Source organism: Bartonella senegalensis OS02, assembly GCF_000312545.1.
Taxonomy (GTDB): Bacteria; Pseudomonadota; Alphaproteobacteria; order Rhizobiales; family Rhizobiaceae; genus Bartonella; species Bartonella senegalensis.
The window spans coordinates 551537-564700 of record NZ_HE997540.1 but is presented as its reverse complement, the minus strand read 5'-3'; the positions used below and the strand labels follow the sequence as shown (position 1 = coordinate 564700).

Genomic DNA, 13164 nt, shown 5'->3' with positions numbered 1-13164 from the left:
GAATTGTACCTAGAATAGTTCTAGAAATAGTTCTATAAGCGAAGTATTACATCAATATCTGGTGTAGAATGGTTTTTGACGCTGATTTCCGAGTTTGCTGATGGGAAGGTGAAGGGGGAAATGGATGGCGGAGGTGATTGCGTCTGCGCTCAAGCTGCGACCTTGACTCGTAGTTTGTGTTGTTCGTTCCGGGAAATTGGGTGGTTTGTAGTATGAGGGTGGGCAGTCATGACTCAAATTGATAGCTTTAATTGTCGCAGAACTTTAGGTGTATGTGGTAAAGAATATATTTATTATAGTTTAATTGAAGCGGAGAAGAATGGGCTTCAAGGTGTTTCTCGTTTGCCGTTTTCGATGAAAGTCATTCTTGAAAATTTATTACGCTTTGAAGATGGTCGCACGGTTAAGAAAGAGGATATTTTAAACGTTGCAAAATGGCTAAAAGACAAGGGCAGTGGCGGTGCAGAAATCGCTTATCGCCCTGCACGGGTTCTCATGCAAGACTTTACTGGCGTTCCTGCAGTTGTTGACCTTTCTGCGATGCGTGATGCGATGGTCAATCTTGAAGGAAATGCTGAAAAAATCAATCCTCTTATTCCCGTTGATCTCATCATTGACCACTCAATTATCGTTGATGATTTTGGCACCCCTATGGCTTTTAAGGAAAATGTTGAGCATGAATATGAACGTAACGGTGAACGCTATCGTTTTCTTAAGTGGGGGCAACAGGCTTTTCAAAATTTTCGCGTTGTTCCTCCAGGAACAGGGATTTGTCATCAGGTTAACCTAGAATATTTAGCACAATGCGTGTGGATGAAGGATGATGAGAAATATCAGACAGTTTATCCTGATACCTGTGTAGGAACTGATTCGCATACAACTATGGTAAATGGTTTAGGCGTTTTGGGTTGGGGAGTTGGTGGTATTGAAGCAGAAGCTGCAATGTTAGGCCAGCCTGTTTCTATGTTGTTACCTGAAGTGATTGGTTTTCGTTTAACCGGTAAACTTAAAGAAGGTGTAACAGCTACCGATCTCGTGTTAATGGTAACACAAATTTTACGCAAAAAAGGTGTTGTCGGTAAATTTGTTGAGTTTTTTGGTCCTGGTCTGGAACACATGACGCTTGCCGATCGGGCAACAATTGCAAACATGGCACCTGAATATGGGGCAACATGTGGTTTTTTCCCAATTGATAAAGAAACAGTGCGTTATCTCAATATGACAGGACGCGATGAAGATAGGATTGCTTTGGTGGAAGCTTATGCCAAAGCACAAGGGATGTGGCATGACGAAATGGGAGCAGATCCGGTTTTTAGTGATACAATTGAATTAGATATGGGAAGTGTTGTTCCTTCTATGGCTGGTCCTAAACGCCCGGAGGGGCGTATCGCTTTGCAAACTGTTGGGCAAGGTTTTGAGAAGGCATTGGTTGAGGATTATAAGAAGACTTCTGAGCAAGATAACCGTTATCCTGTCGAGGAAGGGGAATACACGCTTGGGCATGGCGATGTGGTGATTGCTGCCATTACTTCTTGTACGAATACCTCAAATCCAAGTGTTCTTATTGCGGCAGGTCTTTTGGCGCGTAATGCTGTGGCGAAAGGTCTCAGGAGTAAACCATGGGTTAAGACTTCTCTTGCCCCTGGTTCGCAAGTTGTGGAAGCTTACCTTCATAATTCAGGTTTGCAAAAAGATTTGGATGTACTAGGGTTTAACTTAGTAGGGTTTGGGTGCACGACATGTATTGGGAACTCTGGCCCTTTGTATCCATCTATTTCTAAAGTGATTAATGATAATGGTCTCATTGCGGCTGCAGTTCTTTCAGGAAATCGTAATTTTGAAGGGCGTGTTTCCCCTGATGTGCAAGCGAATTATCTAGCTTCACCACCTTTGGTTGTTGCGCATGCTTTGGCAGGAACAGTGCGTAAAGATTTAACCAAGGAGGCTCTTGGCGAAGGTTTAGATGGTCAACCAGTTTATTTGAGAGATATTTGGCCAACTTCTCAAGAAATACAAGAGTTTATCGAAAAGAATGTTACGCGTAAGATTTTTGCTGAAAAATATGCAGATGTCTTTAAGGGAGACGAAAATTGGCAAAAAGTTCAAGTTCCTACGGGGGCTACTTATTCTTGGGATGAACAATCAACATATGTGCGCAATCCCCCTTATTTTAAGGGTATGCGGAAGATTCCTGATGTCTTACCAGACATTAAAAATGCACGGATTTTAGGTTTATTTGGTGATAAAATCACGACGGATCATATTTCTCCTGCTGGTTCCATCAAGGTTGATTCTCCTGCTGGAAAATATTTAACGGATCATGGGGTTAAGGTGACTGATTTTAACCAATATGGAACGCGTCGTGGAAATCATGAGGTGATGATGCGTGGAACTTTTGCCAATATTCGCATTCGTAACTTCATGCTAGGAGAAAATGGTCGTGAAGGAGGCTATACAGTTCATTATCCATCAGGGATAGAGCAAGCGATTTATGATGCAGCCATGGCGTATAAACAGGAAGGTATTCCGCTTGTTGTTTTTGCTGGTATTGAATATGGCAATGGATCATCTCGTGATTGGGCTGCTAAGGGCACTAATCTTCTTGGTGTAAAAGCAGTGATTGCTCAGTCTTTTGAGCGGATTCATCGTTCTAATCTCGTTGGTATGGGAATTGTTCCCTTTGTGTTTGAAGAGGGAGAAAGCTGGCAATCTTTGGGTTTAAAGGGAGATGAACAGGTAACAATTGAAGGGATTCATAACTTGAAACCCCGTCAGAAGATTGTCGCTTCAATCACTTTTTCTGATGGAACGGTAAAAACTGTTCCATTATTATGCCGTGTCGATACTGAAGATGAATTAGATTATTTGCATCATGGTGGTATTTTGCAATATGTTTTGCGTAATCTGGCAATTTAAAGCGCATTTGTTTGCTGAGAAGTATCTCTAAACTCTTCAATTGAGTATCAAGGAGTTTGTTTTCGTTTTTTGTGTCCGTTTTTGAGAATTCGATTGACGTTAGCTTTAGGATTGCGCTATAAGCTGCACAGTTACAGGCAACTGTTTGTCTTAGATTTGTTTAGAGTGGTAGGGGTATTTATTTGTGCGTTCCTACCAATGCGTTGAAAGAGAGAGATATTTATGGCGAATACACCTTCGGCTCAAAAAGCGGTGCGAAAGGTTGCTGCGCGTACGCAGGTTAATCGGGCTCGCCGTTCACGTGTTCGTACCTTCATGCGTAAATTTGATGATGCTTTAGCTGGTGGCGATAAGGCATCTGCGGAAGTGGCGTTTAAGAATTTTGAACCTGAAATTATGCGTGCAGTTTCCAAAGGGGTTTTTCATAAAAATGCTGCAGCCAGGAAAGTATCGCGTTTAGCGAAGCGTTTGAAGGCATTAAGCGTCTAAAAATTTCCCGTTTTTTAAGTCATACCAGCATCTCTGTAGATGCTGGTTTTTTATTAATACTGCTCTTTCTAAAAGAGAAGGATGCAGTGATTCTCTCCGCAAAAGTCTAGAGCAGGTTTATAGAAATTATATGGTTATCCACAAGCTTTGTGGATTTTTGCAGAGTCTTTTTTGTCAAGCTTTTTTATTTTTTTTTTTACACTGAAGATATTCTTTATTATTGGTAAATTTAGAGAAAAAAAGTGAATTGAATCAATTATTTTTCCCATTCCTTATTTATGATCAGCATAGTGATAGCAGTTTTTGATTTTATTTTGACCTCTTGCATTTTACCTCTGGTGTTTTGTATGGTTCTCCTCAGGATAAGAAAAAGACAGGGGTCATATCAGCTATTATTCTATGGTGAGTGTAAGACTTTTAATTGATGCTGCTATGGGCTCTCGTTTTAGGTAGGTTTTCTGACGGTTTTTTAGTTTTCGTGACTGGTGTGTTTTTCATTTTAGAAGAATGGATCATATCATGAATGCAAGTAAATCTTATTGGTCATCTTTGTTGGTGGGGTTGTGATGAGATTATCCTAGGGGAGGATGATAATCTTATGTGGGGTAGAGCGTTTTGCTTTTGCTAAGTTGATTTTAGCTGTTTGGCGAAACAAGGTTTTTGTTTTGATCGGGATGGAAGATGGTGGATAAATTGAACTCTAAAGCAAGCTCCTTTAAAAGGGTTTCGATGGATATCCTGTCGGCAGAGAAAGTAATAAAGGGTAATATGACGGATGTAGAGGGTGTAGGTGTTAGAAATGTTTCTTTAGAGCATCCGGTTATTTCAGAGGAGGAAAGTGCGGCGGCTTTTGCGCGTGTGATGGCGCAAGTAAAGGCGCAGGTTGGTATCGAAGCTTATAACAGTTGGTTTGGTCGTTTGAAGCTTGCTGAATATAGTCGTAATCTTGTAAAGCTTTCTGTTCCTACGGCATTTTTGCGTTCTTGGATTCAGAATCACTATGGTTCTCTTTTGACCAATTTATGGAAACAGGAGAATTCAGCGGTTCTTCGTGTTGAAGTGATTGTTCGGGGTATGAAGCGCGTGTCAAAAGCTGTTGTTTGTGGAACGAATACAGCTCCCATTGTTGCTGAAGAGCAGACGGCTTCCTCTTTTATTGAGAATTATACAGAGCATTCTGTCAAGGGGATTGATGCAGGAGTTTTTGGTTCTCCTCTTGATTCTCGCTATACTTTTGAGAGTTTTGTTGAAGGTGCATCTAACCGTGTTGCCTTAGCTGCCGCGCGTTCCATTGCCGAGGGGCATAAAAGTGCTTTGCGTTTTAATCCTCTTTTTATTCATGCGTCTGTTGGTTTAGGAAAAACACATTTGCTTCAGGCTATTGCAGCAGCAGCACTGAAGCGTTTAATGCCAGCACGAGTTATTTATTTGACTGCTGAATATTTTATGTGGCGTTTTGCGACCGCTATTCGTGATAATGATGCTCTTTCTTTTAAAGAACAGCTTCGTGATATCGATCTTTTGATTATTGATGATATGCAATTTTTGCAAGGAAAGTCGATACAGAACGAATTTTGTCATTTACTCAACATGCTGCTTGATAGTGCGAAACAGGTTGTTGTTGCTGCAGATCGCCCGCCAGCGGAATTGGAATCACTAGATCTTCGGGTTCGGTCTCGACTTCAGGGTGGCGTTGCTCTTGAAATTGAAGCGCCAGATTATGAAATGCGTTTGGAAATGTTGCGTCAACGGTTAAAGTTGGCACAACAAGATGACAATATGGTTGTTATTTCAGATGAGGTTTTGCAATATATTGCTAAAACGGTTTTGGGGTCAGGACGTGATATTGAAGGAGCCTTTAATCAGTTGTTGTTCCGTCAGTCTTTCGAGTCTGATTTATCTTTAGAACGAATTGATGAATTTTTAGGTCATTTGACACGTTCAGGTGAAACGAAGCGTATTCGTATCGAAGAAATTCAGCGTGCAGTTGCGCGCCATTATAATGTTTCTAAGCAAGATTTATTGTCCAATCGTCGGACACGTACAGTTGTGAAACCGCGACAAGTTGCAATGTATTTAGCGAAAATGTTGACACCTCGCTCATTGCCGGAAATTGGCCGTCGTTTTGGAGGGCGTGATCATACGACAGTTTTGCATGCTGTCCGTAAAATTGAAGATTTGGTTTGCGATGATCAAACCTTAGCCAAGGAGCTTGAATTGCTTAAGCGGTTGATTGGAGAACAGGCTGCATAGCTTTGATAATTTTTCTCCGCTGTGTATCGAAAATATCGCAGAGAGTTGAAGAGTGTTCACTTTTTTTCTTGTGCAGGAGTTCCTTGCCATTTTAGGAGAGGTTGAATAAAGTTCAACAGATGATTCTTTTGGGTTGGTCTGTTGTTTTTAATTTGAGAATTAATATGATTCTCTGCGAGTTATAACGGTGGTTTTTATGCGTATTACAGTTGATCGTAATCAGCTTCTCAAGTCTCTTGGTCGTGTTCACCGTGTGGTTGAGCGTCGTAATACTGTTCCTATTTTGTCGAATGTGTTGATTGATGCGGACAAGGATAGCGTACAATTAAAAGCGACAGACCTTGATTTAGAGGTTACAGAATCTTTTATAGCGAATGTAATGCAAGGGGGAGCAATAACTGTTCCTGCTCATTTGCTGTATGATATAGTTCGTAAAATTCCTGATGGCAGCGAGATTGTCTTATCAGTTAAGATGGATCAGGCGAGTACGATGTCTGTTGTTTCTGGTTGTGCACATTTCCAGCTTCAGTGTCTACCCAAAGTAGATTTTCCAGAGTCTCTTCCAGGACAGTTCGGCTACCGTTTTTCTTTATCGGCGTCAAGTTTGAAGCATTTACTTGATTGTACACAATTTGCTATTTCTACTGAAGAGACCCGTTATTATCTTAATGGTATTTATTTTCATGTTATTGATGATGGTGCTCTCAGGCTGCGTTTGGTGGCAACAGATGGTCATCGTTTGGCACAGGTTGATATGGAAGCTCCTTCAGGAATTGAGGGAATGCCTGGAGTCATTGTTCCTCGTAAGACCGTGGGAGAGTTGCAAAAGCTTCTTTCTGAAGAAAATAATGAGGATGTGTGTGTAGAGCTTTCAGAAACAAAAATTCGTTTTTCCTTAGGTTCTGTGGTTTTTACCTCGAAGTTAATTGATGGAACATTTCCAGAGTATCAACGTGTTATTCCTGTTGGAAATGATAAAAAGTTGATTGTTAACAGGCAGGATTTTTCTTCTGCGGTTGATCGTGTTTCCACGATTGCAAGTGATCGTGGTCGTGCAGTGAAGTTAACAATTGAGCAGGGGCAATTAAAGCTTGTTGTTCATAGCCCAGATTCGGGGAGTGCGGAAGATCAATTAGCAGTGACTTACACATCTGATCCACTTGAGATAGGGTTTAATTCACGTTATCTTTTGGATATTGCTGGACAGCTTTCGAGTGATGAGATGGTCTTCATGCTGTCTGAGGCTGGAGCTCCGGCTCTGATTCGAGATAATTGTGATGCGGATGTGCTTTATGTGCTGATGCCCATTCGTGTTTAGGGGGTATTGTTTTGCAATGCATGGCTGATCATGTGCACAAAGTGGCAGTGAGGCAGCTAAGGCTTTTACGTTATCGCAATTATTTTTCCTTTAATATTCATTTTTCAGGTCAGCATGTGGTTTTTACTGGCCATAATGGGGCTGGTAAGACAAACCTTTTAGAAGCATTATCTTTTCTTTCTCCTGGTCGTGGTTTGCGGCGTGCTGCTTATTCTGATGTTAGCTTTGCAAATGGTGGAGGTGAAGGGTTTGTCGTATTTGCGCGTCTTGAATGTGCTCTTTACGGTGAAGTGAATATTGGCACAGCTTTAGAAATAACTGATAACAGTCGCAAAGTACATATTAATGGTGTAAATGAGATAGGTGATTGCTTAACAGATTACTGTCATATGAGTATTCTAACTCCTTCTATGGATGGGCTTTTTACAGGTTCTTCACTTGAACGTCGTCGTTTTTTGGACCGTATGGTTTTGGCGATTGACCCTTTGCATAGTCGCCGTATAGCAGATTATGATAGAGTTATGCGTGCGCGCAATCGTTTGTTTTTGGATGAAAATGAAGATTGTGCATGGTTTGATGCTTTGGAAAAACAGATGGCAGAACTGGCAACGGCTATTGCTGCAGCACGTATCGATGTTGTTCGGCTTTTAAATGACATGTTTGCACAAACGCCATCTCAACTAGCTTTTCCACGGGCATTTTTGCAAATTGATGGTTTTTTAGAAACAGCTCTGAATACAATATCAGCGGTTGAGGTTGAAGAACAGTTTTGTGATCGGTTGCAGCATAACCGTGCGATAGATCGTGCTGCTGGACGAACATTAGAAGGACCACATCGCACAGATTTGCAGATTTTTTATGCTGATAAAAATATGGCAGCAGCGTCTTGTTCGACAGGTGAACAGAAAGCTTTATTGACAGGTTTGGTTTTATGTCATGCGCGTTTAACAGGTATGATGTCAGAGAGGGCCCCTATTCTTCTTCTTGATGAAATAGCGGCGCATCTTGATTCTCATCGTCGTGCTGCTTTATTTGATATTCTTGATGATTTAGGGGGGCAAACATTTATGACAGGAACAGATCCCATTTTATTTGACGCTTTGAAAGGGCGAGCAGAGTTTTTCGCGATTAAGGATGGAACTTTGTTGCAGTAAAAACATGCTAACAATTTTTATAAGGTGATGATCCAGAAGAAGAAGCGATTATGTCGATGATTATAACGGTTTTAAATGGTCCTAATTTAAATTTTCTTGGTAAACGTGAACCGGAAATTTATGGCACCGAAACTTTAGAAGATATTGAAAAACTTTGCCAAGAATGTGCCACAAGGCTTGGCGTAACAGTAAACTTTCATCAAAGCAATTACGAGGGAAAATTGGTAGAGTGGATACAGAAGGCAATTGGAGTCAGTGCAGGGTTAATCATCAATCCCGCCGCTTATAGCCATACCTCTATTGCAATTCTTGATGCATTAAAGATGTTTACGGAGACAAAAGTAGAGGTTCATTTGTCTTCTATTTATCACCGTGAGGCTTTTCGTCACCATTCTTATACATCTGCGGCTGTAGACGCAGTCATTGTTGGCTGTGGGGGTGATGGATATTGGCTTGCACTTGAATATATTGTGAAACGATTTAATTATAAGAAATAAAAAGCAATGTTGGATAAGAGGGATACGGAATTTGAATTGACTTGATAATTATTTTTTGGATAAATACAATACAGGACATTGTGTTTATTACAACTTCCAGATGCGTATGACGGGGGTAGGTGAAGATGAAAAGCTTTATGAGACAATTAGGAATATTTGCAGTTTTAAGTGGTATGCTGCTTATTTCTGGTTGTAAAATTGATGTCCTTCAACCATCGGGTTATGTTGCGCGCCAACAGCTTATTTTGATTGCTATTTGTGTGCTTGTTATGCTTTGTGTTGTCATTCCTGTAATGGTTAGTGTGGTATTTTTAGCTATCAAGTATCGTGCATCGAATACAAAAGCAGATTATTTACCTGATTGGGGGCATTCCAATAAAATTGAAGCATTTATGTGGGGTATTCCAATTGTTATTGTAACGATTTTGGGTTTATTAACAGCTTATTACACCTATAGGCTTGAGCCTACGAATTCCCTTCCCGTAGAAGTTGTTGGTGAAGGGAAGCCATTGCAAGTTGATGTTGTAGCTCTTGATTGGAAATGGCTCTTTATTTATCCAGAATATGGTATTGCATCAATCAATGAAATTTATGCACCGGAAGGTCGTCAGGTTTTGTTGCAGTTGACATCAGAGAATTCTGTGAATGCCTTTTGGGTGCCAAAACTCGGCACGGTTCTTTATGCTATGCCGCAGATGAATTCTAAATTACATTTGGTGGCTGAAGAACAAGGAGTCTTCAAAGGAAGTTCGGCAAATTATAGTGGGGATGGTTTTGCAGGGATGCGGTTTAAATGGCATTCTGTATCTTCGCAGGATTTTGACAATTGGATTGCTAAAGCTCGGTCCCATGGTCAAGTGCTTGATCGTGCCTCTTATCGTCAGCTTACCATTGCCCCTCGCATGGGTGATGTTCCTGCAAAGGAAAAGGATGCTGAGGTGCGTTATTTTGCACCTGTCGAGAAGGGGCTTTATTACCGAGTTGTTAATCGATGTGTTGATGAAAATACGGTATGTAATGAAGATTTAATGAAGCGTGCTGCGGCTCAAACACTTTGGGGTGCACTGTGTTCAGTTTTTGATGATGGTGTTATTTGAGAGTATCGATCGAGAAGAGTCCTTTTTAAGATAAGGTTTCTTTTAAACTGGGATTTCATTTGATATAGGTTGAGAGATGTTTGGAAGACTTACAGATCCTACGGCAGGTGCTTTTCATGCGCTTGCACATGAACCGATCGTTTTGTACACATGTATTGCGATTGTATTGGGTGGCCTTGTTGCTTTTCTTGCTTTGACAGTATTGGGGTGGTGGGGAGTTTTGTGGCGAAATTGGATCACAACAGTTGATCATAAACGCATTGGCATTATGTATATTATTCTTGGGATCATCATGCTTGTTCGTGGTTTTGCGGATGCGATTATGATGCGAACGCATCAGGCTTTTGCACTTGGCAGTGAAACGGCTGGATATTTGCCACCAGAGCATTTTGATCAGATTTTTTCTGCTCATGGCGTTATTATGATTTTTTTCATGGCTACGCCTATTTTATTTGGTCTTTTCAATTATCTTATACCGCTTCAAATTGGTGCACGCGATGTTGCTTTTCCCTTTGCAAATAATTTAGGTTTTTGGATTACTGCCGCTGCGGCAATATTGATTAACATATCACTAGGGGTTGGTAATTTTGGTCGTGGTGGTTGGTTGATGTACCCACCTTTCTCAGAGTTACAAGGGAGTCCAGATACAGGGGTCGATTATTATTTGTGGTCACTTCAGCTGTCTGGTATCGCAACGACGATGGGGTCAATCAATTTTGTCGCAACTATTATTAAAATGCGTGCTCCTGGCATGACGATGATGAGAATGCCCGTTTTTTGTTGGAGCGCTTTCGTTAGCAATGTCCTTATTTTAGTTATTTATCCTGTTTTAGCTGTAGCATTCGCACTCTTGGCATGTGATCGTTATTTGGGCATGAATTTCTTTACCAATGTTGGTGGAGGAAATCCCATGGTATGGATTAACTATGTTTGGATTTTTGGTCATCCTGAAGTTTATGTTTTGGTTGTTCCTGCTTTTGGAATTGTCTCTGAAGTTGTATCAACGTTTTCGTCAAAACGCCTTTTTGGTTATACTTCAATGGTATGGGCAATGTTGGTTATTTTGGTTCTTTCGCTTCTTGTTTGGGGGCACCATTTCTTCACCATGGGTGGGGGTGAAGCTGTAAATACCTTCTTTGGTATTGCGACGATGATCATTGCTGTTCCAACAGGTGTAAAAGTCTTTAATTGGTTGTTGACCATGTATAAAGGTCGAATTCGTTTTGAGCCTCCTATGCTTTGGTGCATGGGAATGATCTTTACATTCGTTGGGGGTGGATTGACGGGTGTTTTAATGTCTATCGTACCTGCTGATTGGCAATTTCACAATTCACTGTTTTTGATAGCCCATTTCCATCATACAATTATTGGCGGTGTCGTTTTTGCCTATTTGGCTGGGCTTGCTTTTTGGTTCCCAAAAGTCTTTGGTTATAAACCAAATCGGGCACTTGGTATTGCGTCTTTTTGGTGTTGGTTCATTGGTTTCCACCTTGCTTTTTTTCCAGTCTATGCGCTTGGTTTAATGGGAGCGACGCGTCGTCTCCAACATTATATGGAACCTAGTTGGCAGCCGATGTTTATGATTGCTGCACTGGGCGCGTTTATTATCTTGCTTGGTATCCTGTGTTTTGTGCTGCAAGTTGTTTTGGCAATCTGGTATGGTATCAAGCATAAGGGACGTTTACCAATAACATTAAATGATTCTTGGGGTGACGCACGTACGCTTGAGTGGTTTACCTCTTCCCCACCTCCTTCTTATAATTTTGCAGTGATTCCGAAGGTGCAAACTGACGATGCTTATTGGAATATGAAGAAGAATGGGTATCAACGTCAGACAAGTGGATTTTCAAAAATCCATATGCCATCAAATACCTCAGCTGGAATTATTGCGGGATTCTTCTCGTTAGTTGTTGGTTTTGCGCTTGTTTGGCATATTTGGTGGCTTGTTGCGATTGGGTTGATTGGTTTTTTTGCAACAATTATATGTCATTCCTTAACGGGTGATCACCATGGTTACTACATTTCAGCTGAAGAAGTACAAAAAACTGAGGATGCTTTTACAGCTGTTATGAAAGAGCAGGGAATAACAATATGAGTACGACGACAATGAATAATTCTCATATTGATGAGCATCATCACGACAGTAGCTCGATAATGACATTTGGTTTTTGGGTTTATATTCTTTCGGATTTAATCCTATTCTCAACACTTTTTTCAAGTTTTGTTGTTTTTTCTGCTTCTTATGGTGGAGGAAAAGCGGGCAATGAATTTATTGATTTAAACTTTGTTTTGGTTGAGACCGCCATCTTATTACTGTCATCAATTACTTATGGGTTTGTAATGGTCCAAACGCATAAAGGTAACATCGGTGGTGTACGTTTATGGATGGCTATTACCTTTGTGCTTGGATTTTGCTTTATTGGAATGGAAATTTACGAATTTCATGAACTTTTGAATGAGGTATTTTATTACGATCCTAATGCTTATGCTGGTATTGATCCTGCAACAGGTTTACAGATTTTTGGAAAAGAAGTTTTATCAGCTTATTGGTCAGCGTTTTTTGCTTTGGTTGGTACACATGGTCTCCATGTAAGTGCTGGTCTTCTGTGGATGATAGTGATGTTTTTTCATCTCCGTCGTTGTGGTTTAGATCAGGATAATAAAACACGTTTAGCATGTCTTTCCATTTTCTGGCATTTACTTGATATCGTGTGGGTTGGTGTTTTCACAATGGTTTATCTGTTAGGAGCATTGTAATGAGTGTGCATAATGAAACACATAGTCCCAGTACTGGTTCCTATTTAGTTGGCTTTATTCTGGCTGTACTTTTCACTTTGGGTTCTTTTGTTCCTGTGATGTATGGGATGATGGACAGTTGGGCAATTAGCACAAAGGTTGCGTATCTTATTGGGATGGCAATTATTCAGATTATAGTGCAGATTGTTTTCTTTTTGCATTTGAATTCTGGTCCCGATGCAAAATGGAATTTAAGCGCCTTGTGGTTTGCGGTTATTTGCGTTTTTGTCATTATTGGGGGTACATGGTGGGCTATTTCTCATTTAAATTATAATATGATGGGCGGTTCAGGACGTGTTGTTGAGCCGGAAATATCAGGAGAAGCGGGTTCTTCGGCATTAGAGCAATTATCAGATACACAAGAGACAGAAAAGCATTTATTAAGTAAAGACATATCTGCGGAGAAGTTGCCAAGTATGCAAGTTCCCGCAGATTCTGCACCAGGCTCTGGAATGCCTATGGGGCAAGCCCCTGCTATGCAGACACCTGTAGAGCCTGCACCAGGCTCTGGAATGCCTATGGGGCAAGCGCCCGCTATGCAGACACCTGTAGAGTCTGCACCAGGCTCTGATATGCCTTTAGGGCAAGCGCCCGCTATGCAGACACCTGTAGATTCTGTACCAGGTTCTGAAATGCCTTTAGAG

At 40.9% G+C, this 13164-nt stretch carries 10 protein-coding genes; all 10 read left to right on the top strand.

The window, feature by feature from the left end:
* Positions 1–228 precede the first annotated feature (228 nt).
* Entirely contained in the window at positions 229–2916 is a 2688-nt protein-coding gene (acnA, locus tag BN200_RS02240) for an aconitate hydratase AcnA (protein ID WP_019220797.1), read from the top strand.
* Between the two features lie 222 nt (positions 2917–3138).
* Positions 3139–3405: a 30S ribosomal protein S20 gene (gene rpsT / locus BN200_RS02235; protein WP_019220796.1), complete on the top strand. Its 267-nt coding sequence runs from the start codon at positions 3139–3141 to the stop codon at positions 3403–3405.
* 681 nt (positions 3406–4086) lie between these two features.
* The gene (dnaA, locus tag BN200_RS02230) at positions 4087–5658 is read left to right on the top strand and encodes a chromosomal replication initiator protein DnaA (protein ID WP_034988629.1); all 1572 of its coding nucleotides are present in this window, start codon (positions 4087–4089) and stop codon (positions 5656–5658) included.
* A 196-nt stretch (positions 5659–5854) separates the two neighbouring features.
* Positions 5855–6976 (top strand): DNA polymerase III subunit beta, encoded by a 1122-nt coding sequence (dnaN, locus tag BN200_RS02225; protein WP_019220793.1) that lies wholly within the window; start codon positions 5855–5857, stop codon positions 6974–6976.
* A 20-nt stretch (positions 6977–6996) separates the two neighbouring features.
* Positions 6997–8130, top strand: coding sequence for a DNA replication/repair protein RecF (recF, locus tag BN200_RS02220; protein WP_019220792.1), 1134 nt, complete (start codon positions 6997–6999; stop codon positions 8128–8130).
* Between the two features lie 50 nt (positions 8131–8180).
* The gene (aroQ, locus tag BN200_RS02215) at positions 8181–8627 is read left to right on the top strand and encodes a type II 3-dehydroquinate dehydratase (RefSeq protein WP_019220791.1); all 447 of its coding nucleotides are present in this window, start codon (positions 8181–8183) and stop codon (positions 8625–8627) included.
* A 125-nt stretch (positions 8628–8752) separates the two neighbouring features.
* Positions 8753–9724, top strand: coding sequence for a ubiquinol oxidase subunit II (cyoA, locus tag BN200_RS02210; RefSeq protein WP_019220790.1), 972 nt, complete (start codon positions 8753–8755; stop codon positions 9722–9724).
* 76 nt (positions 9725–9800) lie between these two features.
* Complete coding sequence (cyoB, locus tag BN200_RS02205; protein ID WP_019220789.1) at positions 9801–11819, top strand: cytochrome o ubiquinol oxidase subunit I; 2019 nt, start codon at positions 9801–9803, stop codon at positions 11817–11819.
* Positions 11816–12481 carry a cytochrome (ubi)quinol oxidase subunit III gene (locus tag BN200_RS02200; RefSeq protein ID WP_019220788.1) on the top strand — a complete coding sequence of 222 codons (666 nt, stop codon included), beginning with the start codon at positions 11816–11818 and terminating at the stop codon, positions 12479–12481. Before cyoB ends, BN200_RS02200 begins: the two co-directional genes overlap by 4 nt.
* On the top strand, positions 12481–13164 hold a 684-nt coding region (gene cyoD, locus BN200_RS02195), incomplete at its 3' end, for a cytochrome o ubiquinol oxidase subunit IV (protein ID WP_019220787.1). The genes BN200_RS02200 and cyoD, both read left to right, overlap by 1 nt.